Below are 26383 nucleotides of genomic sequence, written 5' to 3'. Positions count from 1 at the left end.
GGCGGGAGGGGAGCCACCGGTGCCCGGAATCGACGAGTGCCTGCTGGAAGCGATGCGATTGCCCGGTGCCCGGGGAGCGGCACTGGTGGACTGGACGAGCGGACTGGCCCTCGGCACGGTCGGGGAGGCGCCCGGCGGCGATCACGAGACGACCGCCGCCGAGGCCGCCGAACTGGCCCGGATGGCCGCCGAGCACGGCGCCTTCGCGACCCAGTCCGACGAGGGGCACCCGCCCGTCGAGGATGTGATCGTCAGCAACCGCGACAGCTACCACCTGCTGAGATTCGTGGACACGTCCTTCGACAGCAGCGTCTTCCTGCACCTGTGGCTCGGCCGCGAGGAGGGCAATCTCGCGCTCGCCCGGATCCGGCTCGGCGAGATGGCGGCCCGGCTGGTGCTGGGATGACCGTGGCCGAGATACCTCCGCCGCCCCTGCCGGTGCGGGACAGGTCGGCCGGCGGGGCGCTGTCGCCGATGCTGACCCGGCTCGCCGAGGAACGGGCCACCGGCGTCCTGGTCCGCGAGCACGGCACCCTGTACCTCGCCGAGGGCCGGGTGGTGCACGCGGAGAGCCCGTTCGCCCCCGGTCTCGACGTGCTCCTGACGGCCCACAACACTCTCGCGGCCACCGCCTGGCAGCAGGCCGCCGCCGAGACCTCCGGCCCGCTGCACGCCGCCGAACTCCTGCTGGACTCCGGACTGTTACCCGCGGGCGCGCTGGAGCTGTGCCACCTGGACGCGCTCTACGACGCCGGGTACTTCGCGCTGGCCCCGAGCAGCGCCCCGGGCCGCTTCCGCTACGACCGCGCGCCCCGCCTAGGCCCGCTGCCCTCGGTCCCGGTCGTCGCCCTGGAACGCGAGACGCTGCGCCGCCGCCTGCTGCTGCACCGGCTGTGGCCCGACCCGGCCGCCGACAGCGCCCCGCTGATCCGCGCGGCCCCGGCCGCCGGACGGGCCGCCACCGCGCCGGTCAGGCCCCGGCAGCGGGCGGTCCTGGACCGCGTGGACGGCGTCCGCACGGCCACCCAGATCGCCCGGAACCTGGGCCGGCAGGCCTTCCACACGCTGGTGGACGTACGCCGGCTCGTGGCGGCCGGCCATGTCGCACCCCGGCCGGCGGCGCCCGCACCGCCGCCTCTACCCCCGGTCACCGACCCCGACATCGCGCTGCTGAAGAGGCTCAGGGATGCGCTGGAGGCACTTTGAACGGCCCCGCACCGCCGAGAGGAGAGAGCTGATGGTGTCCGAGGAGGACCTCGAGGCCGTCCTGGCCGAACTGCACCAGCTGCGCAACCGGGTGCCGCAGCTCACCGGCGCCCTGGCGGCCGGCGTCGACGGTCTCGTCGTCGCCCACGACACGCCCGGAGTCGACCCGGAGGGCCTCGCCGCCCTCACCGCCGCCGCGCTCGGCGTCGCCGTGCGGGTCGCCGACGCCACCGGCAACGGCGGCTTCCGGGAGCTGCTGGTGCGCGGCGAGCGCGGCTATGTCGCCACCTACGCGGCCGGCCGCACCGCCGTACTGACCCTGCTCGCCCAGGACCGGGTCAACGTCGGCCGGCTGCACCTGGAGGGCCGCCGCGCCGGGGCCCGCGTCGGGGAGCTGCTCGACGCCGCCGACGCCGCGGCCCGACAGGCCCGGCGCGCCGGGCGGCCGCTGGGCGCCGTCAGCACCACACCCCCGACCACCCGTACCCGCACGACCCGCACGCCCCGCGCGGCAAGCGCCGACGCGCGCACCGCGACCGACAGTTGAACCGTTCGAGAGGATCCACCATGGCCAACACCGAGACCGCGCTGAAGGAAGCCCTCACCTCCATCGAGGGCGCCACCGGCGTCGCGCTCGTCGACTACACCAGCGGCATGGCGCTGGGCACGATGGGCGGCAGCAAGAGCTTCGACCTGAACGTGGCCGCCGCGGGCAACACCGACGTGGTCCGCGCCAAGATGCGCACGATGGAGATGCTGGGCCTCAAGGGCGGGATCGAGGACATCCTGATCACGCTGTCCGACCAGTACCACCTGATCCGCCTGCTCAACAGCCGGGGCGGCAACGGCCTGTTCCTCTACCTGGTCCTCGACGCCTCCCGGGCCAACCTGGCGATGGCCCGGCACCAGCTGAGGAAGATCGAGCAGGAACTGGAGGTCTGAGCCCCGGCGAGGCCTGGACCAGGGCCGCGGTACGGCGGCGGGCCCCGCCCGGGGCCGCGTCGCCGGCCGCGATGCCCGTACCGCGCAGGCCCTTCACGGCCTTGCCCGCCGGGCTGCCGCCGCGCTGGTCGAGCCAGTCGACGCGCACCCACAGCAGCGTCTGCTCGGCGCGTTCGCGGCGCCCGAGCCAGGCGGCCTTCAGCCGCAGCCCGGTGCCGAGCCCGGCCAGCAGCATGCCGCCGGCCACCGGCACCGCGAAGGAGGAGCCGAGCGCGGCGGCGAAGGCCGACAGCAGCCACCAGCGGTGGCCCCGGCGCCAGTTGCGCACGGTCACCGCCCGGTCCTGCAGCACGTCGTACTTGCCCGCGCGGGCCGCGCCGCGGGCGAGGGCGCCGTACCGGCCCCGGCGCACCAGCGCCGCGGCCGCCGCGCCGACGAGGAACAGCGCCGCCCCGGCGAGCACCCCGATCCGCCGCCCGGTCAGCCCGGGCGGCAGCACCCCGATCCCGGCGGCGCACACCCCGAACCACCACAGCGGTGCGGCCCCCGCCCGTACGACGACGGCCACCCGGGCCAGCCCCTGTCCTCCGCGCGCCACGTCAGCCTCCCGTGTCACGTGTCCGCAAAGCGCCTTGAGTGTCGTCGGGACGCTAGCGGCCGAACGTGAGACGAATCTGAGAGCGGACGGCCCCTATTCCACGAAGAGGCCGCGCGCCGCCGCCTTCGCGTCGAACTCCTCCAGCCGGGCCTGCGCCTGGGGCAGGTCGTCGCAGACCGCCTCCAGGAGCACCCGTCCGAGCAGCATCGGCGCGCACGCGGTGTCGAAGGCGAGCCCGGTGCCCACGGCGGCGGGCAGCAGCAGGTCGGAGTACTTGGCGACCGGCGCGAAGGCGGAGTCGGCGACCGTGACGGTCGTCAGGCCGACGTCCTTGGCGTAGGCGAGGGTGTCGACGACCTCGCGCGGATGCCGGGGCAGGGCGAAGCACAGCAGTGCGGAGGCGCCCGCGCGGACGGCCGCGTCGATCCGGTCCTGGATCATGGTGCCGCCCTCGTTGAGCAGCCGGACGTCCGGGTGGACCTTGGCGGCGAAGTAGGCGAAGCCGTACGCCTGGGAGGCGGCGGCGCGCAGGCCGAGCACCGGCAGCGGGCGGGAGGCGGCCAGGATCCGGCCGGCCCTCTGCACCGGGCGCGGGTCGGCGAGCAGGTCGGCGAGGTGCCTCAGGTTCTCGATCTCGGCCTCGACGGCCTGCTGGTACTCGTTGAAGGCGCCGGCCTCGGCGGCCGGCTCGGCGGGTACGACCTCGCGCAGGTGCTTGCGCAGCGCCGGATAGCCGTCGAAGCCGAGCGCCACGGCGAACCGGGTCACCGACGGCTGGCTGACCCCGGCCAGCTCGGCCAGCTCCACGCTGGACAGGAAGGGCACGTCGGCGGCCCGCCGGACCATGCTGTGCGCGATACGGCGCTGGGTCGGCGTGAGCCGGTGCCCCTCGAAGAGCGCCTGCAGCCGGTTGGCGGGGCTGTCCGTCAGGCCCGCCGCCTCGGCACTCCTGTCCACACCCCTGCCCACACCCCTGTCCACCCTGTCCACGCTCATGACGCGCTCCCCCTCCAGATGTCCGTGAACCGGTCGAGCAGTGCGGCCGCCTCCGTCACGTCGTCCGTGAGCGGCCGGTCGGCCGGGTCGGGATCGAGGACCGACTCGGCGAGCGCGAACGCCCGGCCGACCGGCAGCCCGGGGTCGGGCCGCAGATCGCGCTGGCGCAGCGCGCGGACGGCGGCCACCAGTTCGCAGCCGACCACCAGACGATACGCACCGCACGCGCGCAGGGTCTGCCGCGCGGCGAGCGAGGCGAAGCTCGCCTGTTCCTCGACGCCCCGGGAGAGTACAGCGTGGCCGAGCGAGGCGGGCGCGGAGAAGGCCCGCAGATCGCCGAGGGCCGCTCCGGCCGCGTACTCCAGGATCATCACGCCGGAGGAGGCCGGCTCGTGGTCGGCGAGGAAGGGGCGCAGCCGGGTGTAGGCGGGCTCGTTGAGCGTGGACAGGCGGGACGTGGACAGCCGGGCCACCTGGGTCAGCGCGAGCCTGAAGTGGTCCAGGGCCAGCGCCAGTTGGGCCTGGTAGAAGCCGCCGTGGTGGTAGGCGGCGAGGTCCTCGGGGGCGATGAGCGGGTTCTCGGCGGCCGCGTTGATCTCCACGGTGAGGACCTGCTCCAGGGCGTCGGCGGCGTCGTGTGCCGGGCCGTGGATCTGGGGCAGGCAGCGGAAGCCGTAGGGGTCCTGGATCCGGCCGAGCGGCGGGGTCGGCCGGTCGGCGGCGCCGATCAGCTGCCGCATCCGCCGGGCCACCTCGGTGCTGCCCCGGTGCGGGCGGGCGGCGTGCACGGGGGCGGCGTACGCCTCGTGGGAGCCGTCGACGGCGAGCAGGGACAGCGCCGCGACGACCTGGGTGGCGCCGATGAGCCCGCGCAGTTCGTGCAGGGCGAGCGCGGACTGGCCGAGGGTGAGGGCGTTGCTGCTGATCAGGGCGAGGGCGTCGTTGTTGTCGAGGGGCTGCGGCTCGGGGGCGCCGGCGCCGCGCCAGGGGTGTTCCCCGGCGAGTGCGAGCCCGACCTGGGCGAGGGCCGCGATGTCGCCGGTGCCGACGGAGCCGAACTCGTTGACGACCGGGTGCGCGCCGGTCTCCAGGGCCTCGCACAGGGCGGTGACCACGCCGGGCCTGAGGCCCGCGCCGCCGGCCAGCAGCTGGTTGGCGCGGACGGCGAGCATGGCCCGCACCTGGCGGGCGGGGAGCTCCTCGCCGATCGCGCCGGCGTGGCTGCGCAGCAGCCGCAGACCGTGGCCGGCGGCGGCCTCGGTGGGCACGTCCTCGTTCCGGTTGGCGCCCACGCCGGTGGAGCGGCCGTAGACGCGCCCGGTGGCGGCGATCTGCCGGGCGGCGTTCCAGGAGCGCTCCACGCGCCGCATCGCCTCGGCCTCGGGGACGGGACGCACGGCGCCGTCGGCGAGCCGCACGACGTCCTCGACGCCGAGTCCGGAACCGTCCAGGGCCACGGCCATGGACCGCGCGGACGGCACAGACATCGGCGCGTCCACGATGCGAGACGACATCACGCCCAAACACTCCTCAATCCGGACAGCTGTTCTTGTTCTTCGGTCATCCGTTACAGCGGATTAACGCTGAACCGTTGACAAGCTATTCACACACCAAGAACTCTGCATGACGTTATACAGCCGGGCAAGGGACATCTCATGATCCAGTTCGACGCGGTCCACAAGCGCTTCCCCAACGGCACGACAGCAGTCCACGACCTCAGCCTGGAGATGCCGGAAGGCGGTATCACCGTCCTGGTCGGATCCTCCGGTTGCGGCAAGACCACCACCCTGCGGATGATCAACCGGATGGTCGAGCCGACCTCCGGCACCATCCGCGTCGGCGGCAAGGACGTCACCCGGCAGGACGCGGCCGAGCTGCGCCGCTCCATCGGCTATGTCATCCAGCAGGCCGGCCTCTTCCCGCACCGCACGGTGCTCGACAACATCGCCACCGTCCCGCTGCTGCTCGGCTGGAACCGCAGGAAGGCCCGGACCCGCGCCGCCGAACTGCTGGAGACCGTCGGCCTGGCCCCCGAGGCCGGCAAGCGCTACCCGCACCAGCTCTCCGGCGGCCAGCAGCAGCGCGTCGGCGTCGCCCGCGCCCTGGCAGCCGACCCGCCGGTGCTGCTCATGGACGAGCCGTTCGGCGCCGTCGACCCGGTCGTGCGCACCCAGCTCCAGGACGAACTTCTCCGGCTCCAGGCGGAGCTGAACAAGACCATCGTCTTCGTCACGCACGACATCGACGAGGCGGTACGGCTCGGCGACCGGATCGCCGTGTTCCGCACCGGCGGCCACCTGGTCCAGTGCGCCCCGCCCGCCGAACTCCTCGCCCGCCCCGCCGACGACTTCGTGGCCGGCTTCCTCGGCGCCGAGCGCGGCCTGAAGCTGCTGTCCCTGAAGACCCTCGCCGACGTCCCCCAGGGCCCGGCACCGCAGGGCGGCGCCTGGACCCTCGTCCTCGACGCGGCGAACAAGCCCCTGCACTGGGCCTCGAAGGACACCGAGCTCCCGGTGCGCCCGCTGAAGGACACCGACTCCCTGCTGTCGGCCCTCAACGAGTCGGTCGCCTCCCCCACCGGACTGATCGCCCGTGTCGACGCCGACGGCGTCCTCACCGGAGTGTCCTCCCGCGACGACATCCACGAGCACGCCGGGCGCGCCCACGCCGAAGTGAGGGTGGCCGCATGACGATCGACTGGTCCTGGATATCGGCCCACACCGACGACCTCACCACCCTCACGCTCTCCCACCTCCAGGCCGCCCTCACGGCCGTCGCCCTGGGCCTGCTGATCTCGCTGCCGCTGGCCGTGGTCGCCCACCGGATCCCCCGGCTGCGCGGCTTCCTGCTCGGCGCGTCCAACGTCCTCTTCACGATCCCCTCGATCGCGATCTTCGTCCTGCTGCTGCCGGTCAGCGGCCTGACCCGCACCACCACCGTGACCGGCCTGACGGTCTACACCCTGGTCGTCCTGCTGCGGAACACCGTCGAGGGCCTGGACTCGGTCCCCGTGAAGGTGAAGGAAGCGGCGAAGGCGATGGGCACGCGCCCCCTGCGCACCCTCCTCACCGTCGAGTTCCCGCTCGCGCTCCCCGTGATCATGGCGGGCGTCCGGATCGCCACCGTCATGTCGATCTCCCTGGTCTCCGTCGCGACCTACATCGGCGACGGCGGCCTCGGCCAGCTCTTCACCGACGGCTTCCAGCGCAACTTCCCGACCCCGGTGATCGCCGGAGTGGTCCTCACCTTGCTCCTCGCGGTCGTCGCGGACGCGGCCCTGGTCGCCGTCCAGTACGCCCTCACCCCCTGGGCCAGGAGGCGAGCCTGATGTACGAACTGTTCAAGAACCTCGGGACGTGGCTGGTCAGCGGCTCCCAGTGGACCGGCCCGGACGGCATCGCGCACCGCCTCGCCGAACACCTGCAGTACTCGCTGCTGGCCACGCTCATCGCCGCCGCCATCGGCCTGCCGCTCGGCCTGCTGATCGGGCACACCGGCAAGGGCGCGTTCCTCGCGATCAACCTCGCCTCCTTCGGCCGCGCCCTGCCGACCGTCGGCCTGGTCGTCCTGGTCTTCCTGGCCGGCGGCCTGTCGATGCTGCCGGTGTACGTCGCGCTGGTCGCCCTCGCCGTCCCGGCGATCGTCACCAACACCTACGCCGGGATGACCGCCGTCGACCCGGACGTCAAGGACGCCGCCCGTGGCCAGGGCATGCGCGGCCACCAGGTCCTGTTCCAGGTCGAGCTGCCGCTCGCGCTGCCGCTGATCATGAGCGGCCTGCGCCTGGCCCTGATCCAGGTCGTCGCCACGGCGACCATCGCCGCGTACGTCTCCTTCGGGGGGCTGGGCCGCTACGTCTTCGACGGCCTCGCCCAGCGCGACCTGGTCCAGGTGCTCGGCGGGGCGGTGCTGGTCGCCGTCGTCGCCGTCGTCCTGGACGTGGCCCTGGCCTCGCTCCAGCGCTTCCTCTTCCGTCACCGCACCGCGTAGGGAAAACGACCAATGAACCGACGTACTGTCCTCGGCGGCCTGTTCGCGGTCGCCTCCGTCCCCGCCCTCTCCGCCTGCGCGGGCGGCATCACCTCCCTCAACGGCCAGGGCTCCGCCGCCGGCGGCGGTGGCTCCAGCAAGGGCGGAGTCACCATCGGCACGGCCAACTTCACCGAGAACCAGGTCCTCGGCTACCTCTACGCCGCCGCCCTCCAGGGCGCCGGTGTGAAGACGACCGTCCGCCCCAACCTCGGCACCCGCGAGATCGTCATCCCCGCCCTCAGGGGCGGCGACATCGACCTGCTGCCCGAGTACCAGGGCGCCCTCCTCAACTACCTGGCCCCGAAGGTCACGGCCACCGAGTCGGGCGAGATGCAGAACGCCCTCACCCAGGCCCTCCCGGCCGGACTCCAGGTGCTGCCGTACGGCATGGCGGAGGACTCCGACGCCTTCGTCGTCACCCGCGAGACGGCGAAGAAGTACGGCCTGGCGTCCCTCGCCGACCTGAGGAAGCAGAACGGGAAGCTGGTCATCGGCGCCGCCCCCGAGGTGAAGAAGCGTCAGGTCGGCGCGGTCGGCCTGAAGGACGTGTACGGCGTGGAGTTCAAGGAGTTCAAGTCGCTCGACTCCGACGGGCCGCTGGTCAAGGGCGCGTTGAAGAAGGGCGACGTGGACGTGGCGAACCTGTTCACCACCGACACCGACATCAAGGCCAACGACTGGGTGGTGCTCACCGACCCCCAGCACCTGATCCCCAGCCAGCACATCGTCCCGCTCATCGCCGACCGCAAGGCCGACGACACCGTCCGCAAGGCCCTCGCCCGGCTCGGCAACCTGCTGACCACCGCCCAGCTCACCGAGCTCAACCGGCAGGTGGACAAGGACAAGAAGGACCCCGAGGACGTGGCCAACGCCTACGCGAAGCAGCACGGGCTGGTGAAGTAGATGAGCGGCCTGGTGGAACTACGCTCCATCGACGTCGTCCCGGACGAGGAGCGCCATGGCACCGCCTTCAGCCAGTTCACGCTCTGGCTGGGTGCCAACCTGCAGATCACGGCGGTCGTCACCGGCGCCCTCGCGGTCGTCTTCGGCGGGGACGTCGTCTGGTCGCTGACCGGCCTGCTGCTGGGCAATCTGCTCGGCGGCGCGGTGATGGCCCTGCACTCGGCGCAGGGCCCCCGGCTCGGTCTGCCGCAGATGATCCAGTCGCGGGCGCAGTTCGGGGTGCGCGGGGCGGTCGTACCGCTGCTCCTGGTGATCGTGATGTACGTCGGCTTCTTCGCGTCCGGCAGTGTGCTCGCCGGGCAGGCGGTGGGCGAGCTGACGCACACCGGCGACACGACCGGGATCGTCGTGTTCGCGGCCGTCACGGCGGTCACGGCGGCCGTCGGCTACCGGGTCATCCACGCCCTCGGCCGGGTGGCCAGCGTGATCTGCGCGCTGGCCTTCGTCTACCTCGGCATCCGGCTCCTCGACCGCGCGGACCTGACCGCACTGCTGCACGACGCCCACTTCTCACTGCCGATGTTCCTGCTGGCGATGTCCCTGTCGGCGTCCTGGCAGCTGGCGTTCGGGCCGTACGTGGCGGACTACTCGCGCTATCTGCCGCGCACGACGTCCACGAGGGCGACCTTCTGGTGGACGCTGTCCGGCTCGGCGCTGGGCAGCCAGTGGTCGATGACCTTCGGCGTGCTGGTCGCGGCGACCGCGGGCGCGAAGTTCCTGGACAGCCAGGTCGGTTACGTCGTCGCCCTCGGCGGCACCGGACTCGTTGCCTCCTTCTTCTACTTCGTCATCGCGCTCGGCAAGCTCACCATCAACGTGCTCAACACCTACGGCGGTTTCATGTCGGTGGTGACGAGCGTGAGCGGCTTTCGCGGGCAGCGCCGGCTGTCACGGGCCGGGCGGGCCGCGTACATCGCGCTGGTCATGGTGGCCGGCACGGCGGTCGCCCTGCTCGGCAGGGACAGCTTCCTGTCCTCCTTCAAGGACTTCCTGCTGTTCCTGCTGACCTTCTTCACGCCCTGGTCGGCGATCAACCTGGTCGACTACTACCTGATCTCCAAGGAGCGCTACGACATCCCGGCCCTGTCCGACCCGCACGGCCGCTACGGCGCCTGGCGTTGGGACGCCCTCGCCGTGTACGCGCTGGGCCTGCTCGCCCAGCTGCCGTTCCTCGCCACGGGCTTCTACACCGGCCCGCTGGTGGAGCCGCTGGGCGGCGCGGACATCTCCTGGATCGTGGGCCTGGCCGTACCGGCGCTGCTGTACTGGCTGGTGGGCCGGCGCAACGCGGCCTACCCGCCCGAGGACGGCAAGAGGGGGGTTGTCCCCAGTGCGCAGGGCGTGAGCGCTCTCTAACGTGTCCCTCATGACCGGAACGGACGGGCGGGACACCGACCTGAGAAAAGAACTCGACGCCACCCTCCAGACCCGCAGGGAACTGGGCGAGGAGTACGAGTCGGCGCTGGTCGACTCCTTCCTGGAGAAGGTCGACCAGCGCATCGACGGGGCGGTCGAGCGCCGGCTGCGCCGGACACTGGCCGAGCAGCGGATGCAGGTGGCGCGCGGCAACCGCCCCGGGGCCGGCGCGGACTCCTGGGCCGAGCGGTTCGGCCTCGCCGTCGTCTCGCTGGTGCTGGCGATCCCGCTGTCGGCGATCGGCGCCTACAACGCCGGCCTGTCCGGCCTGCTGATCTCCTGGGGCGGCGTCGTCGGCGTCAACCTCGTCCAGGCCGCCCGCACCAATCCGGCCCTGTTCGGCGGCCGCCGCCGCCCCTCCGACGACGACTGACCCGCTCACGCCTGCCGGGTCGGCAGGACCATGATCTGGCGGAGGTCGACGTGCCGGGACCGGCTGGTGGCGTAGGCGGGGCGGCGACGTCCGCGGCCTCGGCCGCCGTCAGCCCGCCGATCGCCCCGAACATCTCGTCCAGCTGCCCGGACAGCTCCGCGCCGCGGTGGCGCGGCCCCGCCGGCAGCGTGGGCGGCGGCAGCGGCCCACGCCCCGCGTACGCCCCGGCGTGCGGATCCTGCTCGACGGCATGGCACACAGCCCGGCGTTCGTGCCGGACACCCGCATGAACCTGCTCGCCTGGAACGCGCTCGGCGACGCGGTGAACGGCTTCGGCCGTCTGGCACCGGCCGAGCGGAACGTGCCCCGGCTGGTCTTCCTGGACCCGGCCGGCCGGGAGCTGTATCCGGAGTGGCACGCGGTCGCCGCCCAGATCCCGGCGGCGCCGGAGCACAGGATCGTGGTGTACACGCCGGAACCGGGGTCGGAGACGGCCGAACGCCTCGCTCCGCCGGGGAGTCGGGCACCCGGCGCCGCGCGCTGAACCCGTCCGGAAAAGAATTGCGCGGGGACCGCCGCACCCCCGTTGCCGGGGGGCGGGACGACGGCGGTCCCCGCGAGGGACGCGGGCCGGGTCAGGGCCGGGCTTGCGCGTCCGTGGCGTCCATGGAGGTCCGGGAGCCGCTCCGGAGGTCCTTGGCGCCGTTCGGCGCCGGCCGGGGCGGGGAGCCGCTCCCGCCCTGCCGACATCCACCAATGTGCCGGACGCGTGTTAAGCGGGTGCTGCGCGCACGTGACACGCTCGTACCACTTCCGCGAACCCCGCCTCACCTCAAACGGCGCCGGTGAACCCGCAGTTCACCCGGGCTTCGCTACTGCTTTCCGCCCTTGGCCAGGAAGGCCAGCAGGTCCTGCCGGCTGACCACGCCGGTGGGCTTGCCCTCGACCAGGACGATCGCCGCGTCGGCCGAGCCGAGCACGGACATCAGGTCGCCGACCGGCTCGCCGGAGCCGACCTGGGGCAGCGGGGCGCACATGTGCTTCTCCAGCGGGTCGTCGAGGGAGGCGCGCTTGGAGAACAGGGCGTCCAGCAGCTCGCGTTCCACCACGGACCCGACGACCTCGGCGGCCATCACGTCCGGGTGACCGGCGCCCGGCTTGACGACCGGCATCTGCGAGACGCCGTACTCGCGCAGCACCTCGATGGCCTGGCCGACGGTCTCCTCCGGGTGCATGTGCACCAGGGAGGGGATGGTGCCGGCCGCCTTGTCGTTCAGGACGTCGGCGACGCGGGCGCTCGGGCCCTCGTCCTCCAGGAAGCCGTAGTCGGCCATCCACTCGTCGTTGAAGATCTTGCTGAGGTAGCCGCGGCCGCTGTCCGGAAGCAGCACGACCACGACGTCGTCCGGCCCGAGCCGCTCGGCGACCCGCAGCGCCGCGACGACGGCCATGCCGCAGGAGCCGCCCACCAGCAGGCCCTCCTCCTTGGCCAGCCGGCGGGTCATCTGGAAGGAGTCCTTGTCGGACACCGCGACGATCTCGTCCGCGACGGTGCGGTCGTAGGCGGTCGGCCAGAAGTCCTCGCCGACGCCCTCGACCAGGTACGGCCGCCCGGACCCGCCCGAGTACACCGAGCCCTCGGGGTCGGCGCCGACGACCTTGACCTTGCCGTCGCTGACGTCCTTCAGGTAGCGGCCGGTACCGGAGATGGTGCCGCCCGTGCCCACGCCCGCCACGAAGTGGGTGATCCTGCCCTCGGTCTGCTCCCACAGCTCGGGGCCGGTCGAGTGATAGTGCGAGAGCGGGTTGTTGGGGTTGGAGTACTGGTCGGGCTTCCAGGCCCCCGGAGTCTCGCGCACGAGCCGGTCGGAGACGTTGTAGTAGGAGTCCGGGTGCTCGGGCGCGACGGCGGTCGGGCACACGACGACCTCGGCGCCGTAGGCCCGCAGCACGTTGATCTTGTCGGTGGAGACCTTGTCGGGGCACACGAAGATGCACTTGTACCCCTTCTGCTGAGCCACGATGGCCAGCCCCACACCGGTGTTGCCACTGGTCGGCTCGACGATCGTCCCGCCCGGCTTGAGCTCACCGCTCTGCTCGGCGGCCTCGATCATGCGCAGGGCGATGCGGTCCTTCACGGAGCCGCCCGGGTTGAAGTACTCCACCTTGGCCAGGACGGTGGCCTGGATGCCCTTGGTCACGTTGTTGAGCCGCACCAGCGGGGTGTTGCCGACGAGGCTGATCATCGAGTCGTGGAATTGCACCGTTGTCTCCGGATGCTGCAAAAGATGTGGTCTTAGTGGTGTCGCCAGCCTAAGGCCAGCCGTGTGGCCGGCGCGGCCGTTCACTCACCGTTGAGATTGACGCACGGTCCGTACGGGGCAAGGAGTGGGTGTACGGCTACGAGGAGGTGGCGGCGACGCATGACCAGCATGTCGAGGGCGAGAGTGGCCCGGCGCATCGCGGCCGGAGCGGCGTACGGCGGCGGCGGGGTCGGGCTTCTCGGCGCGGCCGCCGTCGGTCTGCTGCTCGCGGAGGTACGGCTGGCCCGGCGCCATGTGGGCAACCACAGCGGCGGCCGCGTCCCGGTGGCCGACGGCGTGTACGGCCACGCCTACGACGTCCCCGGGGAACCGCCCCTCCGTCTGACCATGCTCGGCGACTCCACGGCGGCCGGGCAGGGCGTGCACCGGGCCGGCCAGACACCGGGCGCGCTGCTGGCCTCGGGCCTGGCGGCGGTGGCGGAACGCCCGGTGGAGCTGCGCAACGTGGCGCTGCCAGGCGCCCAGTCCGACGACCTGGACCGCCAGGTGGCGTCGGTGCTGTCGGGGGCGTCGCCGGTCCCGGACGTGTGCGTGATCATGATCGGCGCGAACGACGTGACCCACCGGATGCCGCCGACCCGTTCGGTACGGCACCTGTCGGCGGCGGTACGACGGCTGCGCACGGCCGGTGCGGAGGTGGTGGTCGGCACCTGCCCGGATCTCGGCACCATCGAGCCGGTGCAGCAGCCGCTGCGCTGGCTGGCCCGGCGGGCCTCGCGGCAGCTGGCGGCGGCGCAGACGATCGGGGTGGTGGAGCAGGGGGGACGGACCGTGTCGCTGGGCGACCTGCTGGGCCCCGAGTTCGAGGCCAACCCGCGGGAGCTCTTCGGGCCGGACAACTACCACCCCTCGGCGGAGGGGTACGCGACGGCGGCGATGGCGGTGCTGCCGACGGTGTGCGCGGCGCTGGGCCTGTGGCCGGCTGAGGAGGAACGGCCGGACGTGTCGCGGCGCGAGGGCTTCCTGCCGGTCGCCCGGGCTGCGGCCGAGGCGGCGTCGGAGGCGGGTACCGAGGTCACGGCGGCGATGCCGACTGGGCCGCGAGGCCCTTGGGCCCTGCTGAAGCGCCGCCGCCGACGCCGCGTCCCGGAAGCCGAACCCGCCCGCCCGTCCCTGTGACCCACCTGGGCCTCCGCATCCCAGACCCCCCGCTCCCCCCGGCCCATGCGACCCGGTCGGCTGCAAAGCGGGGGCAGTGGCCCCCTTCACCCCAAGCCACCCCAGCCCCTGGAGCGGGGGCTCGGGGGGCCGGGACCGGGGAGGCCAGGGCCGGGGCTGGAAGACCGGCCGGGCCGGAAGGCCGGGGGCTGGGCCGGAAGGCCGGAGCCGGGCCGGAAGGCCGGAGCCGGGCCGGAAGGCCGGAGCCGGGTCCGGCCTCCAGCTCACCGCCGTCACCATCGACCCTGCCCACCCGCCCAACCGACCCGGTCAGCTGCAAGCGGGGACAGGGCCCCCCTCCACCCCCGAACCGGCCCAGCCCCCGGAGCCGGGGCGGAAACCCGGCCTTACTGCCGCCACCCTCGCCCTGCCCACCCGCCACGACCCGGCCACGACGCCTTCCCACCCAGCGCCCGACCACGACGCCTCCCACCACGCCTCCCGCCGGCGCGCCCCGTGACGCCGCCTTCCCACCCACCGCGCCCCCGCCACCCCGCCTGCCCACCCACCTCAATCCCGCCGCGGGGTCTTCCCCACCCACCGCCACACCCGCCTGCCCACCACCCCGATCCCGCCGCGCCCCCCTTCCCGTCCACGGCGAACCCGGCACGGTGTCTTCTCGGCCGGCCGGGGCGGTGGGAGGGTGGGCGAGCGGGGGTTCAGGGGGCGGAGCCCCCGGGACGGCGACCAGGAGCCACCCGCACGATGTCGGCCAAGCCGCCGCAGGCCAAAGCAAGCGCTTAGTAAACTGCGGTCAGTGTCACACCCCGACACCGGTGACCTGGACCATACGTAGCGGTAACTTCCCAACCGGCCCTGCCCGAGAAGAAAACCCCGTTCACTGGAGCCGTGATGCCCGAAGCCGTCATCGTCTCGACCGCCCGCTCCCCCATCGGCCGCGCCGTCAAGGGCTCCCTGAAGGACCTGCGCCCCGACGACCTGACCGCCACGATCATCCAGGCCGCGCTCGCCAAGATCCCCGAGCTGGACCCCAAGGACATCGACGACCTGATGCTCGGCTGCGGCCTCCCCGGCGGCGAGCAGGGTCACAACCTCGGCCGGATCGTCGCCGTACAGATGGGCATGGACCACCTGCCGGGCTGCACGATCACCCGGTACTGCTCCTCGTCCCTGCAGACCTCCCGCATGGCCCTGCACGCCATCAAGGCCGGCGAGGGCGACGTCTTCATCTCGGCCGGTGTCGAGATGGTCTCCCGCTACGCCCACGGCAGCTCCGACATGCCCGGCACCCACAACCCGCTGTTCGCCGAGGCCGAGGCCCGCACCGTGGCCACCGCCGAGTCGACCGGCTCCACCTGGCACGACCCGCGCGAGGACGGCCTGCTGCCCGACCCGTACATCGCGATGGGCCAGACCGCCGAGAACCTGGCGCGCGCCAAGGGCATCACCCGCCAGGACATGGACGAGTTCGGCGTCCGCTCGCAGAACCTGGCCGAGCAGGCCATCAAGAACGGGTTCTGGGAGCGCGAGATCACCCCGGTGACCCTCCCCGACGGCACGGTCGTCAGCAAGGACGACGGCCCGCGCCCCGGCGTCACCCTGGAGGGCGTCTCGGGCCTCAAGCCGGTCTTCCGCCCGGACGGACTCGTCACAGCCGGCAACTGCTGCCCGCTCAACGACGGCGCCGCCGCCGTCGTCATCATGAGCGACACCAAGGCCCGCGAGCTGGGCCTGACCCCGCTCGCCCGGATCGTGTCCACCGGCGTCTCCGGTCTCTCCCCCGAGATCATGGGCCTTGGCCCGGTCGAGGCGAGCAAGCAGGCGCTCCAGCGCGCCGGTCTCACCATCGACGACATCGACCTGGTCGAGATCAACGAGGCCTTCGCCGCCCAGGTGATCCCCTCCTACCGGGAACTGGGCATCGACCTCGACAAGCTGAACGTCAACGGCGGCGCCATCGCCGTCGGCCACCCCTTCGGCATGACCGGCGCCCGGATCACCGGCACGCTCATCAACTCCCTGCAGTGGCACGACAAGCAGTTCGGCCTGGAGACGATGTGCGTCGGCGGCGGCCAGGGCATGGCGATGGTCATCGAGCGCCTCAGCTGATCCACCGTCCGTAGCGAGGCGGGCACCTTACGTCAGGAAGCGGCCCGGAACCGAGGAAACTCCCCGGTTCCGGGCCTTTTCGTGATCGAATCTCCCCCAGGATGTGACCTATCTCGCTCGACGGACACATCGGCGCAGGTCAGTGCAGGTCAGCGCGGCCCCTGGCGAAACCACAAGGCCAAAGTCCTGTCCGTTTCGTGACGTTACGCACTGACAGCTGCTTAGTCCGCCCTTCAAGCTGATGTAGGAAGTCGGGGGTCGACTTTGAACCGGGAGTACGTCAGTGAGCGCCATGCCGATCGCCCTGCTGCTCACCACGGCCGCCACGGGCGCCGTGGGCGTCGCCGTCCTGCGCACCGTCCTGAAGCTGCGCCGCCAGCTGGCAGAGCTGCAGACCCAGCTCGCCGAGAACCAGTCGGCCGCCATGCGCGCGCTGCTGCCGAACGCCCGCAGCGGCGCCGACGCCGACCAGATACGCGCCGCCGTGGCCGAGGCGCTCGCCGAGGAGCGGGAGCGCGAGCTGGCCGAGGCACGCGCCTTCTGGGCCGCGCAGGAAGCCCGTGACGCCTCCGACACCCCGACCCTGCTCGGCCTGCCCGACACCGAGCTGTTCCTGCCCCGGCAGACCGACTTCGTCGGCCTGGAGCCGGTGTCCGAGCCGACCGCCGACGCCGACGAGTTCGCCGGGGAGTCGCCCGAACTGGCCGCGGCCCGCCGCCGTCACCCCTCGCACCCCGACTTCGTCCCGGTGCAGTCGCCGGCGGTGAACGACCACGAGCGCACCGTGACCACGCTGGAGCAGCTGGCCGCCGAACGCGTCGAGCTCTCCGACGTCCGCCCGGGCCCCCTCGGCACCCTCGACGTCTACGTCTTCGCCGACGGCACCACCCTCTGCATGACCCCGGGCCACCGCGAGACCGCCGAGCGCCTGGCGGCGGCGGTGGACGCGGGCGAGGCCCCGTATCTGCTCGGCGGTTCCGGCGTCTCCGGCGCCTACACCCTCACCTTCGCCTACGGCGAGGACGACAGGAACATGGTCTACATCCTGGCGGACAGGGTCATCGCGTCCCTGTAGGGAACGGCGCTCAGACCCCCGCCCTCCGGCGCGCCTCCTCCACCACCCGCACCGCCTCGGCGACTTCGTCGTCACTGCGCAGCACCAGCGCCAAGTCGTGCACGGCCACGAGAATCTGATCGGCCGCGGCGAACATCCCGGCGTCCGGCATCTGCCGCGGCTCGCTTCCAGGCTCCTCGACGGCCTGGGCCCGCCGGGCCAACTCCCTGGCCAGCTCCAGGGCCTCGGCCGCGGCACCCCGCTGAAGCCGGCTCTGCGGCGCCGCGCGCAACTTGTCGGCGAAGTGATCCACTGCTCGGGTCAAGGGCGTCGTATCAACCACGCGCCGAGCGTAACGCGCCGCACTGTTGCCAACACGCGAACGCTCAGGCACGGTGACGTGAAGGACCGGCTTACATCCCCTTTGCGTTCGGAGGCGCCGATGTCCCAGCTCTTCTCGGAGGAGACCCACCGCAATCTGCTCGCCCGCATCCCCCACTGCACCGGTCGCGAAGTGTCCGACTGGCTGCGCACCGTCGAAGAAGGCCCCGCCCTGTTCCGCTTCGAGGAGAAGGTCAGCTGGCTCCGGCACGAGTACGACCTCGCGTACGGCCACGCGAAGGCGATCGTCCACGAGTACGACCTGAGGAGGGCGGCACGCAAGCTGCTCTAGCCGCCGCCGAAGACGGCGAAGGGCCCCGGGTCGGAACCCGGGGCCCTCCTCATGACCGGCGCGGGCGCTAGTCGTTGTTGGTGAAGATCGCCACCAGGCGCAGCATCTCCAGGTAGATCCACACCAGGGTCACGGTGAGGCCGAACGCGGCGAGCCAGGACTCGTTGCGCGGGGCGCCGTAGGCGATGCCGTCCTCGATCTGCTTGAAGTCGAGGGTCAGGAAGAACGCGCCGAGCACGATGGCGATGATGCCGACGAGCGCGCCGAGCGGACCGAAGCTGCGCAGACCGCCGTCCTCGGCGACGCCGAACACGACCAGCAGCAGGTTGACCGCCATGACCACCAGGAACGCCATGGCGATGGCCATGCCGATGCGGGCGTAGCGGGCGGTGACGCGGATCCAGCCGGCCTTGTAGACGAGCAGGGTCGCGGCCGAGACCGCCATGGTGCCGAGCACCGCCTGGAAGGGGGCGCCGCTCCAGCGGCTGTTGTACATCTCGCTGATGACACCGAGGAAGACGCCCTCGAAGGCGGCGTACCCGAGGATCAGCGCGGGCGACGGGGTGCGCTTGAAGTTCTGGACCATCGCCAGGACGAACGCGACGATCGCCGAGCCGACGGCCAGGCCGTAGCTGGTCGCCGTGACCGGCAGCAGCGCCCAGGCGAGGACGGCGCCGACGGCGACGGTGCCGAGCGTGATGGCCGAGCGGACGACGACGTCGTCCATGGTCATCCGGTCGGTGGTGGCGGGGGCCTGCGGCGGGGCGCCGGCACCCTGCTGGGCGTACGGGTTCTGGGCGTAGGGGTTCTGCGCGTACGGGTTGCCCTGTGCGTACCCGGCCTGCGGCGCGGTGTTGAAGCCGGCGTAGCCGTTGTCGCGGCTGAACCCCCGTCGCGAGAAGACCGGGTTGCTGCTCCTCATTTCACTCCTCCATGGCTGCCGTGCGCAGCCTTGGCTCAAGAGTAATGGATTGGCAAAGGACCGACCATGATACTTGAGGAGGATCTTTCCCCTGCCGTGCTGCCCAACACGCTACGCGGACGAGTGATTCCCGGCCATGGGTGATCGCCTTCCATGACGAACCTGCTACCTCGCCGAGACCCGCCGCTAACCCAGCGGGAATCCGGTGTACGCCTCGGCCAGGTCGGTCTCGGCCGCGCGGGAGGAGGCGATCCGCTCCAGCCGGGCCCGCTGGAGGCGGGCGTCGAAGGGGGTGGCGTCCGGGGCCGGATGGAGCATCGTCGTCATGTCGTAGGAGAACCGCTCGGCCTGCCAGACGCGGCGCAGACAGGTCGCGGAGTAGGCGTCGAGGAGGTCCGCCGAGCCGGTCTCCCTCTCATGGACGAGGGCGCGGGCGAGGGTGACGACGTCACCGACGGCGAGGTTCAGCCCCTTGGCTCCGGTCGGCGGCACGATGTGAGCAGCGTCACCGGCGAGGAAGAGCCGGCCGTGGCGCATCGGCTCGTGCACGAAGGAGCGCATCGGCGTGACCGACTTCTGGGTGATGGGGCCGCGTTCCAGCCGCCAGCCGTCCGCGGTCTCGAAACGGCGCTCCAATTCCGACCAGATCTCGGCGTCCGTCCACTCGTCGGCGTCCGTGCCGGCGGGCACCTGGAGGTAGAGGCGGGAGACGGACGGGGAGCGCATGGACAGGAGGGCGAAGCCGCGGTCGTGGCGGGCGTAGACGAGTTCGTCGTGCGAGGGCGCGACGTCGGCGAGGACGCCGAGCCAGGCGTAGGGGTACGTCCGCTCGAACACCCGGGACAGCGCGGCCGGGAAGGCGGCCCGGGCCACGCCCCAGAAGCCGTCGCAGCCCACGGCGTAGTCGCACTCCAGCACGTCCTCGCGGCCCTCGTGCCGGAACCGGATGCGCGGCCGGTCGCCCTCGGCGCCCTCCACCGCCAGCGCCTCCGCCTCGAACAGCAGCGGCCCGCCCTCCTTCAGCTGAAGGGCGATCAGGTCCTTGCAGACCTCGGTCTGGGCGTACACCATCACCGACCGCCCGCCGGTCAGGCCGGGGAAGTCGACGCGGTGGCGGCGCCGGTCGAAGCGCAGTTCGATGCCGTCGTGCCGCAGGCCCTCCCGGTCCATCCGCTCCCCGGCGCCTGCCGCGCGCAGCACGTCGACGGTGCCCTGCTCCAGGATTCCGGCGCGCTGCCGATGTTCGACGTAGGCGCGGTCGCGGCTCTCCAGGACGACCGAGTCGATGCCGGCGCGGTACAGCAGCCGCGCGAGCAGCAGTCCGGCCGGCCCGGCTCCGATGATGCCGACGGTGGTGCGCATCGGTTCGTCCCTTCGAGTCGACTCTAGGCGTTCGCGCAGTGAACTTTTCTTCACCAATCTTGCGCCAGAGTCTGCGCCGGGGGCCGAACGATGTCAATGGGGCGCATCGCGCCCCATCGGGCCGTCGCTCGGCGCCGCGTTCAGCGGCCCGGCCAGCCGTCCAGATGACGGTGCAGGGTGACGGTGGGCTGCGCGGCCGCCTTCGGCGCGTGGGCGACGGCATCGCGCAGGACCGCGCTCACCTCGCCCGCCAGGCCGTCGACCCGGGTCTTCAGCTCGGTCGCGGGCAGCGCGCAGCGGGTCAGCGCGTCCAGCCGGCTATGGATGTCGGCGAGCTGCTGCCGGGTGCCGGCGTCGAGGGTGAGCGGTGCCGGTGTGGAGACGACGAACTGGTAGGCGCCGGCGAGGGTCTGGCAGCCGGTGCACTCCTTGTTGGCCGCGTCGCTGAGGTTCACGGCGTTCAGGTGTGTGCGCTCACCGGCGAACGTGACGATCTGGAAGGACAGCGCGACCGACCGGCAGTGGTCGTCGGCCGAGCAGCCGGCCGAGACGGCGTTGGCCTGGTTGCGCGCCGCCGCCGCGTTGACCGTGCCGAACTGGCGGATGGTGAAGGAGTCCTCGGCCCGCATGTGATGGGCTCGATCGGCGTGGCTGAAGATGTGGTCGGAGGCGAAGGCCATGTGCGAGGCGCCGGTCGTCGCCTGGGCCGGTACGGCGGTGGCCGCACCGGCGATGCCGGCCGCGAACAGGCTGAGGCCCAGGGCCCGGCGGGCGAGGGGGTGGTTGCTGGAGCGTGCCTTGCGGTGGCTGCTCATGGGGTCTCCTGCGATGTCATGAGGACTGCCTGCGAAGAGCGGTCTTCGGGCAGTGGCTTCGGGCGGTGGCTCAGGGAGAGCGACGTCGGGCACCGGACTTCTGGACGTCAGGACGACGCCGGTGCGGGCGGGTCGCCGGACGGTGTGGGCGTGGGGCTTGCGGTCGGTGACGTGGGGACACTCTCCGACGGGGTCGGGGAGCTCGGGGTGCCGGGGTCCTCGCTGGTGGGCGGGGGCGTACTCGCGGTGCCGCCGCCGGTGGAGGAGTCCGGCTCATGGGACTTCGAGCCGGTCGGCTCGCCCGGTGCCGGAGCCGACGCCGAGGACTGCGGCGCGGAGGCGGACGCGCTCATCGAGGTGCCCGGTGACGGCCCGTCACCCGACGCCGACGCGGACGCCCCCGGCACCGCCGAAGGCGACACGGAGGCGCCGCCGGTGCCGTACCCGCCAGGCCCGCCGGGGCCCGGGGTCGAGGCGTCCCGCGGCGAGGGCTCCTCGGTGGGCACCCCGGGCTGCAGGATCGGTGCGATCGGGGGCTTCTTCGGCAGCGGCTTCGGGGTCGCCCCGGACACCCAGGCGTAGGAGAGCCCGGTCAGTCCGGCGAGGGCGAGCACGCACAGCGCGAGCCGCAGCCGGGGCCGTCCGGCGGTGGAGCGTTTCGCGGCCCGGAAGAGCCGGCCGCCGATCTTCACCGACAGATAGACGACACCGGCCATCGGGCACAGCAGCATCACGCAGCCGATCACCCCGACGAGCCCGGAGACGATCTGCCCGTGCGCGAACGCCCCGCCGGTGCCGAGGAGTTGCTCGGTCAGCGAGCGGACCATCGTGGTGAGGATCCGGGGCAGGTTCCACAGCGCGTAGCCCATCTCGCCGACGATCAGCGGCACCATCGTCAGCACCCAGCCGGCCACGATGGTGCGCGCGGACCTCTTCAGCCCGGCGACCTCCGCGCGCGCCGCCCGGCCCTTGGCGCCCGGCGCGAGCGAGAGCAGGATCGGCTTGATCTTGCCGTAGAGATCGGGGACTCCGGCGAGGTCGCCCAGGATGTAGTAGCCGTCCAGGCGGACGGCCGGCATCAGCTGTTCGAGGATCTCGAAGTGCCCGAGGTAGACGGCGGCCAGGAAGAACTGCGCCCCGGTGGCGAAGTAGGCCCCGGCCATGGCCAGCATGAAGACGACGTTGAAGTACACCCCGCCGAGGTCCGTGCGCAGCCGGCTGGCGCGGGAGATCCGGTAGACGTCGGTGACGTCGGTGTACATCGACGGCCAGATGAGGAACAGCCCGCAGCCGATGCAGCCGGGCCGGGCGCCGCCGTACCGGCAGGCCGAGGCGTGGCCGAACTCGTGGAAGACGAGCGAGGCCACGGTGAGGGCGAAGACGACGAGGATCAGCACCGGCTGGTCCAGGACCTCCAGCACCGGTTCGATCGCCCCGAAGAAGCCGAACAGCCAGACGTCCATCACGAGCGCCGTGAGCAGGACGGCGGCGACCACGGCCGGGCGGTGCAGCCAGGCCAGGGCCCGCGCGATCCGCGCCGTGCGGCGTTCGTCGAAGATCACCCGGTGGCCCTTGAGGGCGAGCAGCAGGTCGGAGCGCGGGGCGTCGACCTCGTCGTCCTCCTGGCCCTCGGGCACGCACACGCCGAGCGGTTCGAGCTTGTTCTCCACCAGGTAGCGGATGTTCTCGCCGCTGACCTCGCGGCCGTAGCGGGCGCTGACCCGGTGGGCGATCGTCTCGACGTCCCGGACGCCGTCGACGGACGACGCCACCAGGTACAGCAGCCGCGACAGCTGGACGACCTGCCCGTCCCCCCGGCGGGCGATGTACTTCGGTTCGGTGAAGCCCGAACCCTGGTACTCGCCGTGCAGCCGCAGTCCCGCGCTGAGCCGCGGGGCCGGCTGGACCGGTGTTCCGAGCACCGGCAGGCTGCCGGTCGTCACCTGTTCGTACGTCACCGGCCAGCCGCCGGGCCCGGGTACCGGACCGGTGTCGTACAGCGCGCTGGTGCCGTCGTCGAGCACCGTCATGTGTGGTCTCCCCCCACGTCCCCCCCGGAAAAGACAGCGGGGACGGACCGCCCGCACGCCCTGTGCTCTTCAGCCCTCCGAGGCGCTCGGCGCCCCTTCGGGCCGGTGCGGTCCGTCCCCACGGCCGTGGTGCCGTTACTGCGTGACGGTGATGGTCTGCTGGGCCGACGACTCGGCGACCGACCACGAGGAGTGGTCGTTCAGGGCCGCCGACTCGTTGTGGGCGTTGATGTTCGCCACGTGCTTGGTGACGTTGACCGTCCGGTGGAAGCTGAACTTCAGCCGGCCGAGGGCCTCGCGGCCCGGCAGCAGCTCCGCGGACTCGCCGTCCAGCTCGCGCATGTCCATGCTCATGGTGGTTGGTCCTTTCGTGGTGGGTGAGTCGGTGCGCGCGGCTACTGGCTGACGCTGATGGTCTGGCCGGCGGCGGAGTCGGCCACGGACCACGAGGAGTGGTCGTTCAGGGCGGCGGACTCGTTGTGCGCGCTGATGTTCGCGACGTGCTTGGTGACGTTGACCGTCCGGTGGAAGCTGAACTTCAGCCGCCCCAGGGCCTCGCGGCCCGGCAGCAGCTCCGCGGACTCGGCGTCGAGCTCGTGGGCGTTCAACATGGTCGATTCCCCCTCGGGAAACAGGCGCTTCCGGTCGGAGAGAGTCAGGTTCCCCCCGGACTCTGTCCAACTTGGTCGGACGAGCTGTCCAACGAGATTGGACACTAGAGCCTCGTGACAGCGCTCCGCAACCTCGATCCGGTGAATCACCCTTTCGGCGGCCCCGCTACCCGACCGTAGAATCGGCGCTGACAGGCACGGTCAGGTCGAGCGGCAAGCAGGAAGTGGACTTCGGTGGCCAACGCACTGCAGCAGTTGATCCGTGAGCGTCTCGACCGCAAGGGCTGGTCCTACGGCGACGTGGCACGGCGCGGCGGTGTGCCCCGCTCCACCGTCCACCACCTGGCCACCGCCGACCGGGTCGTCCGCATGCCCCAGGCCAGCACGCTGGAAGGCCTGGCCAAGGGCCTCGAGCTGCCGCTCGACGCCGTGCGCCGGGCCGCGGCCGAGGCCTGCGGCATCCATGTCTACGGCACCCCGTCCGCCGAGGACGCCGACGCCACGGCCGCTCGCACCACCGATCCCGAGGTGGACCTGCTCATCGCCAGCGTGCAGCAGCTGTCGGCCGAGGACCGCCGGCATGTCGCCGCCCTGGTCGAGTCCCTGCTCGGCCGGTCCGCGGGCCCGGCACCGGAGAAGTGATCCGGCGGTCCGTTCATGGACCACGCCGGAAAAATCATGCAACTTCCCCCGAATTGGCCTTCATCGCCCGCTAGTCTCTCGTCCTGCCCGAGGAGCGAGAGCCGTACGACCACCCGGGCTCTTTGGGGGGAACGTGTTGTTCGTGCATGGCGGGCCCACCACCGCGGTGGTGCGGGCCCCCGCCGGTGAATCGGTCGTCCTACTCTCCGGCGAGCTGCCCGAGGTGCTCACCGAGGCCGCGGTGACCGAGCTGCTGGACCTGGCCGCGGCGATCCTGGACGCGGACGAGCTGGAGCTGTTCCACACCTGCCTGCGCACCCTGCGCACGGACGGGCTCCGGGCGGGCCGGCGCATCGAGGTGGACGGAGCGGTACTGACGGTGTACGAGGGGGCGTGACGCGGCAGGCCCGCGAAAGGCGCGGATCACCAGCCGGTTCCGGCACGCTTGCCCTCGCTCCCACCACCGGCCGCGCACGCCCGCCCACAACCCCACGCGCCGCTGTCAGGACTCCGGTGGGTTGCCCTCGCGACATCTGATCGGTGGCCAATCGGTTACCAAGAGTGACGCCCAAGCGACCTGCAGGCTGACGGAGGACGCCGCGCAGCGGGTCGGCGGCGCGCTCCGGGGGAGGCAATTGCAGCCAGAACTGCAACCAGCGGCCCTCCTGGATGCCAACCTTGTCCGATTCATTGGCGTTCGCCGCCGGGAGCCCTCTCCGGGATGTTCGAATTCGGATGGCCATGTACGACGGTGAACTGCCACCGGTGCTGCAACCACCGGGACAGGCTTGGCCGTCTCACGCAGGCCACGCGCCGATCACTCACCGTGCTCGCCACGGTTCCACGTGATGACAGATGGTGTCCCGCCAAGTGGTGTAGCAGCGATCTCTGCATAGCCCCTGGTCATGGGGCGGCCATCGCGCAACTCTCCGAGTAGAGAGGCTCGTTGAGAGAGGTGACGCGATGGCCTTGTCCCAGCATGACTTACTCCGGCTGATGGAGTCACTGCGTACGGCGGACGGAATCGAGTTGGTCCGGGTCCTGGCCCAGCGGATCCTGCAGGAGCTGATCGAGGCCGAGGCCACCTCGTTCATCGGAGCGGAGCCCGGCGAGCACACCGAGACCCGCACCAACCTGCGCAACGGCCACCGCGGGAAGACGCTGACCACGCGGGCCGGCGATCTCGACCTGGCGATCCCCAAGGTCCGAACCGGCAGCTTCTTCCCCAGCCTGCTCGAACGCCGCCGCCGAATCGACCGGGCCCTGTATGCCGTCATCGTCGAGGCATACGTCCACGGGGTCTCCACCCGCAGCGTGGACGACCTGGTCAGGGCCCTGGGCGCGGACAGCGGGATCTCCAAGAGCGAGGTCTCCCGGCTCTGTGCCGCCCTGGACGTCGAACTCACGGCCTTCCGCACCCGGCCGCTGGACCATACCCGCTTCCCCTACGTGTACTTGGACGCGACCTACTGCAAGGCTCGCGTGAACCACCAGATCGTGTCCCAGGCTGTGGTCATCGCCACTGGCATCACCGAGGACGGCGGACGCGAAGTGCTGGGGCTGATGGTCGGCGACAGCGAGACCGAGGCGTTCTGGAGCGAGTTCCTGCGCTCGCTGCGCGAGCGGGGACTGTCCGGGGTCCGCCTGGTCATCGCCGACCACCACAGCGGCCTGGTCAAGGCCGTGCGCAAGGTCATGCTCGGTGCCGGCCACCAAAGGTGCCGCGTTCACTTCCTGCGGAACGTCTTCGCGGTGATCCCGAAAGACTCCGCCGAGATGGTGGCCGCCACCATCCGCACGATCTTCGCCCAGCCCCACGCCGCAGCCGTCCGGGCCCAGCTCGAGACCGTCGCCGACATGCTCGGCCGCCAGTTCCCCAAGGTCAGGGTCATGCTGCTGGAGGCGAAGGAGGATCTGACCGCGTTCGCGGACTTCCCTGATCGGCACTGGAAGAAGATTCCCAATGGGTTTGTCAAGTAGTGATGGCGACGCTCGGTGAGCGGGTCAGTTCGCTGCGGCAGCGATGTCGTGCGGAGTTGCTGCGAACGCGCGGCCGTCACGTATAAGGGCCCACAGGACGTTGAGGCGGCGCCGGGCGAGGGCGAGCACAGCCTGCTTGTGGCCCTTGCCCTCGCTGCGCTTGCGCTCGTAGAACGTCTTGGAGACGGGGCAGCAACGGGCGGCGGCCTGGGCAGA

27 protein-coding genes and 3 pseudogenes are annotated in these 26383 nt (G+C 71.9%); 18 read left to right on the top strand and 12 right to left on the bottom strand.

Going from position 1 to position 26383, the window contains the following annotated elements; all coding sequences use genetic code 11:
* Positions 1-19: 19 nt before the first annotated feature.
* From ACIBJF_RS25850 to ACIBJF_RS25835, 4 genes are read left to right on the top strand one after another with little or no spacing between them, the layout of a single operon-like run.
* Positions 20-406: a hypothetical protein gene (locus ACIBJF_RS25850; RefSeq protein ID WP_399177063.1), complete on the top strand. Its 387-nt coding sequence runs from the start codon at positions 20-22 to the stop codon at positions 404-406.
* A complete protein-coding gene (locus tag ACIBJF_RS25845; protein WP_399177061.1) occupies positions 403-1206 on the top strand; it encodes a transcriptional regulator in 804 nt (267 codons plus the stop codon). The genes ACIBJF_RS25850 and ACIBJF_RS25845 overlap by 4 nt, the downstream gene beginning before the upstream one ends.
* Before the next feature lie 31 nt (positions 1207-1237).
* Positions 1238-1753, top strand: a complete 516-nt coding sequence (locus ACIBJF_RS25840) for a roadblock/LC7 domain-containing protein (RefSeq protein WP_399177059.1) — start codon at positions 1238-1240, stop codon at positions 1751-1753.
* A 20-nt stretch (positions 1754-1773) separates the two neighbouring features.
* Positions 1774-2148: a hypothetical protein gene (locus ACIBJF_RS25835; RefSeq protein ID WP_356311675.1), complete on the top strand. Its 375-nt coding sequence runs from the start codon at positions 1774-1776 to the stop codon at positions 2146-2148.
* A 16-nt stretch (positions 2149-2164) separates the two neighbouring features.
* Here ACIBJF_RS25835 and ACIBJF_RS25830 read toward each other — a convergent pair.
* From ACIBJF_RS25830 to ACIBJF_RS25820, 3 genes and pseudogenes are all read right to left on the bottom strand, one after another.
* Positions 2165-2746, bottom strand: a pseudogene (locus tag ACIBJF_RS25830) (hypothetical protein); the annotation flags it as partial.
* Positions 2747-2839: 93 nt separating this feature from the next.
* Entirely contained in the window at positions 2840-3742 is a 903-nt protein-coding gene (locus tag ACIBJF_RS25825) for a MurR/RpiR family transcriptional regulator (protein ID WP_399177056.1), read from the bottom strand.
* On the bottom strand, positions 3739-5256 hold the full coding sequence (locus ACIBJF_RS25820) for an aromatic amino acid ammonia-lyase (protein ID WP_399177054.1): 1518 nt from the start codon (positions 5254-5256) through the stop codon (positions 3739-3741). Before ACIBJF_RS25820 ends, ACIBJF_RS25825 begins: the two co-directional genes overlap by 4 nt.
* Before the next feature lie 141 nt (positions 5257-5397).
* On the opposite strand from ACIBJF_RS25820, the gene ACIBJF_RS25815 reads away from it, so the two are divergent.
* The 7 genes from ACIBJF_RS25815 (at position 5398) to ACIBJF_RS25785 (ending at position 11070) form a co-directional block, all read left to right on the top strand.
* A complete protein-coding gene (locus ACIBJF_RS25815; RefSeq protein ID WP_399177051.1) occupies positions 5398-6432 on the top strand; it encodes an ABC transporter ATP-binding protein in 1035 nt (344 codons plus the stop codon).
* A complete protein-coding gene (locus tag ACIBJF_RS25810) occupies positions 6429-7070 on the top strand; it encodes an ABC transporter permease (RefSeq protein ID WP_351807415.1) in 642 nt (213 codons plus the stop codon). The genes ACIBJF_RS25815 and ACIBJF_RS25810 overlap by 4 nt, the downstream gene beginning before the upstream one ends.
* Positions 7070-7732 (top strand): ABC transporter permease, encoded by a 663-nt coding sequence (locus tag ACIBJF_RS25805; protein ID WP_399177049.1) that lies wholly within the window; start codon positions 7070-7072, stop codon positions 7730-7732. The genes ACIBJF_RS25810 and ACIBJF_RS25805 overlap by 1 nt, the downstream gene beginning before the upstream one ends.
* A 12-nt stretch (positions 7733-7744) precedes the next feature.
* On the top strand, positions 7745-8677 hold the full coding sequence (locus ACIBJF_RS25800; RefSeq protein WP_399177048.1) for an ABC transporter substrate-binding protein: 933 nt from the start codon (positions 7745-7747) through the stop codon (positions 8675-8677).
* Entirely contained in the window at positions 8678-10093 is a 1416-nt protein-coding gene (locus ACIBJF_RS25795) for a purine-cytosine permease family protein (RefSeq protein WP_399177046.1), read from the top strand.
* A gap of 10 nt (positions 10094-10103) precedes the next feature.
* Positions 10104-10526 carry a hypothetical protein gene (locus tag ACIBJF_RS25790; RefSeq protein ID WP_399177045.1) on the top strand — a complete coding sequence of 141 codons (423 nt, stop codon included), beginning with the start codon at positions 10104-10106 and terminating at the stop codon, positions 10524-10526.
* 229 nt (positions 10527-10755) lie between these two features.
* The gene (locus ACIBJF_RS25785) at positions 10756-11070 is read left to right on the top strand and encodes a hypothetical protein (protein WP_399177043.1); all 315 of its coding nucleotides are present in this window, start codon (positions 10756-10758) and stop codon (positions 11068-11070) included.
* Between the two features lie 328 nt (positions 11071-11398).
* On the opposite strand, the gene ACIBJF_RS25780 is transcribed toward ACIBJF_RS25785, so the two are convergent.
* On the bottom strand, positions 11399-12790 hold the full coding sequence (locus tag ACIBJF_RS25780) for a cystathionine beta-synthase (protein WP_399177041.1): 1392 nt from the start codon (positions 12788-12790) through the stop codon (positions 11399-11401).
* A 159-nt stretch (positions 12791-12949) separates the two neighbouring features.
* On the opposite strand from ACIBJF_RS25780, the gene ACIBJF_RS25775 reads away from it, so the two are divergent.
* From ACIBJF_RS25775 to ACIBJF_RS25765, 3 genes are all read left to right on the top strand, one after another.
* Positions 12950-13969 (top strand): SGNH/GDSL hydrolase family protein, encoded by a 1020-nt coding sequence (locus ACIBJF_RS25775; protein ID WP_399177039.1) that lies wholly within the window; start codon positions 12950-12952, stop codon positions 13967-13969.
* An 891-nt stretch (positions 13970-14860) separates the two neighbouring features.
* Positions 14861-16078, top strand: coding sequence for an acetyl-CoA C-acetyltransferase (locus tag ACIBJF_RS25770; protein WP_399177037.1), 1218 nt, complete (start codon positions 14861-14863; stop codon positions 16076-16078).
* Positions 16079-16361: 283 nt separating this feature from the next.
* The gene (locus ACIBJF_RS25765) at positions 16362-17153 is read left to right on the top strand and encodes a hypothetical protein (RefSeq protein WP_399177035.1); all 792 of its coding nucleotides are present in this window, start codon (positions 16362-16364) and stop codon (positions 17151-17153) included.
* Between the two features lie 10 nt (positions 17154-17163).
* On the opposite strand, the gene ACIBJF_RS25760 is transcribed toward ACIBJF_RS25765, so the two are convergent.
* The gene (locus ACIBJF_RS25760) at positions 17164-17475 is read right to left on the bottom strand and encodes a hypothetical protein (protein ID WP_399177034.1); all 312 of its coding nucleotides are present in this window, start codon (positions 17473-17475) and stop codon (positions 17164-17166) included.
* Positions 17476-17574: 99 nt separating this feature from the next.
* Between ACIBJF_RS25760 and ACIBJF_RS25755 the strand changes: the two genes are divergently transcribed.
* Positions 17575-17805: a DUF4287 domain-containing protein gene (locus ACIBJF_RS25755; RefSeq protein ID WP_020940491.1), complete on the top strand. Its 231-nt coding sequence runs from the start codon at positions 17575-17577 to the stop codon at positions 17803-17805.
* Positions 17806-17872: 67 nt separating this feature from the next.
* Here the strand turns inward: ACIBJF_RS25755 and ACIBJF_RS25750 are convergent, their stop codons facing one another.
* The 6 genes from ACIBJF_RS25750 to ACIBJF_RS25725 form a co-directional block, all read right to left on the bottom strand.
* Positions 17873-18727: a Bax inhibitor-1/YccA family protein gene (locus ACIBJF_RS25750; protein ID WP_399177033.1), complete on the bottom strand. Its 855-nt coding sequence runs from the start codon at positions 18725-18727 to the stop codon at positions 17873-17875.
* A 186-nt stretch (positions 18728-18913) separates the two neighbouring features.
* A complete protein-coding gene (locus ACIBJF_RS25745) occupies positions 18914-20089 on the bottom strand; it encodes a 4-hydroxybenzoate 3-monooxygenase (RefSeq protein ID WP_399177031.1) in 1176 nt (391 codons plus the stop codon).
* A gap of 140 nt (positions 20090-20229) precedes the next feature.
* Complete coding sequence (locus ACIBJF_RS25740) at positions 20230-20904, bottom strand: hypothetical protein (RefSeq protein WP_399177029.1); 675 nt, start codon at positions 20902-20904, stop codon at positions 20230-20232.
* A 107-nt stretch (positions 20905-21011) separates the two neighbouring features.
* Positions 21012-22934 (bottom strand): hypothetical protein, encoded by a 1923-nt coding sequence (locus ACIBJF_RS25735; RefSeq protein ID WP_399177027.1) that lies wholly within the window; start codon positions 22932-22934, stop codon positions 21012-21014.
* A 135-nt stretch (positions 22935-23069) separates the two neighbouring features.
* Positions 23070-23288 carry a hypothetical protein gene (locus ACIBJF_RS25730; protein ID WP_399177025.1) on the bottom strand — a complete coding sequence of 73 codons (219 nt, stop codon included), beginning with the start codon at positions 23286-23288 and terminating at the stop codon, positions 23070-23072.
* Between the two features lie 41 nt (positions 23289-23329).
* Complete coding sequence (locus tag ACIBJF_RS25725) at positions 23330-23545, bottom strand: hypothetical protein (protein WP_399177023.1); 216 nt, start codon at positions 23543-23545, stop codon at positions 23330-23332.
* Positions 23546-23779: 234 nt separating this feature from the next.
* Here ACIBJF_RS25725 and ACIBJF_RS25720 point away from each other — a divergent pair, with 234 nt between their 5' ends.
* From ACIBJF_RS25720 to ACIBJF_RS25710, 3 genes and pseudogenes are all read left to right on the top strand, one after another.
* Positions 23780-24187 (top strand): helix-turn-helix transcriptional regulator, encoded by a 408-nt coding sequence (locus ACIBJF_RS25720; RefSeq protein WP_399177021.1) that lies wholly within the window; start codon positions 23780-23782, stop codon positions 24185-24187.
* Between the two features lie 142 nt (positions 24188-24329).
* Positions 24330-24584 (top strand): hypothetical protein, encoded by a 255-nt coding sequence (locus tag ACIBJF_RS25715; protein WP_399177018.1) that lies wholly within the window; start codon positions 24330-24332, stop codon positions 24582-24584.
* A 566-nt stretch (positions 24585-25150) separates the two neighbouring features.
* Positions 25151-26146: pseudogene (locus ACIBJF_RS25710) on the top strand (IS256 family transposase); the annotation flags it as partial.
* Positions 26147-26191: 45 nt separating this feature from the next.
* Here the strand turns inward: ACIBJF_RS25710 and ACIBJF_RS25705 are convergent.
* Positions 26192-26383, bottom strand: a pseudogene (locus ACIBJF_RS25705) (IS110 family transposase); the annotation flags it as partial.

Origin of the sequence: Streptomyces sp. NPDC050743 (genome assembly GCF_044456925.1) — a bacterium.
GTDB lineage: Bacteria > Actinomycetota > Actinomycetes > Streptomycetales > Streptomycetaceae > Streptomyces.
This window is presented reverse-complemented; position numbering and strand designations above follow the sequence as displayed.

Excerpts from the sequence above, each read along its gene's own strand:
- ACIBJF_RS25820 (WP_399177054.1), bottom strand. The coding sequence starts at position 5,256 with ATGTCGTCTCGCATCGTGGACGCGCCGATGTCTGTGCCGTCCGCGCGG.
- ACIBJF_RS25730 (WP_399177025.1), bottom strand. The coding sequence starts at position 23,288 with ATGAGCATGGACATGCGCGAGCTGGACGGCGAGTCCGCGGAGCTGCTG.
- ACIBJF_RS25805 (WP_399177049.1), top strand. The coding sequence starts at position 7,070 with ATGTACGAACTGTTCAAGAACCTCGGGACGTGGCTGGTCAGCGGCTCC.
- ACIBJF_RS25840 (WP_399177059.1), top strand. The coding sequence starts at position 1,238 with ATGGTGTCCGAGGAGGACCTCGAGGCCGTCCTGGCCGAACTGCACCAG.
- ACIBJF_RS25755 (WP_020940491.1), top strand. The coding sequence starts at position 17,575 with ATGTCCCAGCTCTTCTCGGAGGAGACCCACCGCAATCTGCTCGCCCGC.
- ACIBJF_RS25810 (WP_351807415.1), top strand. The coding sequence starts at position 6,429 with ATGACGATCGACTGGTCCTGGATATCGGCCCACACCGACGACCTCACC.
- ACIBJF_RS25775 (WP_399177039.1), top strand. The coding sequence starts at position 12,950 with ATGACCAGCATGTCGAGGGCGAGAGTGGCCCGGCGCATCGCGGCCGGA.
- ACIBJF_RS25745 (WP_399177031.1), bottom strand. The coding sequence starts at position 20,089 with ATGCGCACCACCGTCGGCATCATCGGAGCCGGGCCGGCCGGACTGCTG.
- ACIBJF_RS25800 (WP_399177048.1), top strand. The coding sequence starts at position 7,745 with ATGAACCGACGTACTGTCCTCGGCGGCCTGTTCGCGGTCGCCTCCGTC.
- ACIBJF_RS25795 (WP_399177046.1), top strand. The coding sequence starts at position 8,678 with ATGAGCGGCCTGGTGGAACTACGCTCCATCGACGTCGTCCCGGACGAG.
- ACIBJF_RS25835 (WP_356311675.1), top strand. The coding sequence starts at position 1,774 with ATGGCCAACACCGAGACCGCGCTGAAGGAAGCCCTCACCTCCATCGAG.
- ACIBJF_RS25750 (WP_399177033.1), bottom strand. The coding sequence starts at position 18,727 with ATGAGGAGCAGCAACCCGGTCTTCTCGCGACGGGGGTTCAGCCGCGAC.
- ACIBJF_RS25825 (WP_399177056.1), bottom strand. The coding sequence starts at position 3,742 with ATGAGCGTGGACAGGGTGGACAGGGGTGTGGGCAGGGGTGTGGACAGG.
- ACIBJF_RS25740 (WP_399177029.1), bottom strand. The coding sequence starts at position 20,904 with ATGAGCAGCCACCGCAAGGCACGCTCCAGCAACCACCCCCTCGCCCGC.
- ACIBJF_RS25725 (WP_399177023.1), bottom strand. The coding sequence starts at position 23,545 with ATGTTGAACGCCCACGAGCTCGACGCCGAGTCCGCGGAGCTGCTGCCG.
- ACIBJF_RS25790 (WP_399177045.1), top strand. The coding sequence starts at position 10,104 with ATGACCGGAACGGACGGGCGGGACACCGACCTGAGAAAAGAACTCGAC.
- ACIBJF_RS25735 (WP_399177027.1), bottom strand. The coding sequence starts at position 22,934 with ATGACGGTGCTCGACGACGGCACCAGCGCGCTGTACGACACCGGTCCG.
- ACIBJF_RS25815 (WP_399177051.1), top strand. The coding sequence starts at position 5,398 with ATGATCCAGTTCGACGCGGTCCACAAGCGCTTCCCCAACGGCACGACA.
- ACIBJF_RS25770 (WP_399177037.1), top strand. The coding sequence starts at position 14,861 with ATGCCCGAAGCCGTCATCGTCTCGACCGCCCGCTCCCCCATCGGCCGC.
- ACIBJF_RS25845 (WP_399177061.1), top strand. The coding sequence starts at position 403 with ATGACCGTGGCCGAGATACCTCCGCCGCCCCTGCCGGTGCGGGACAGG.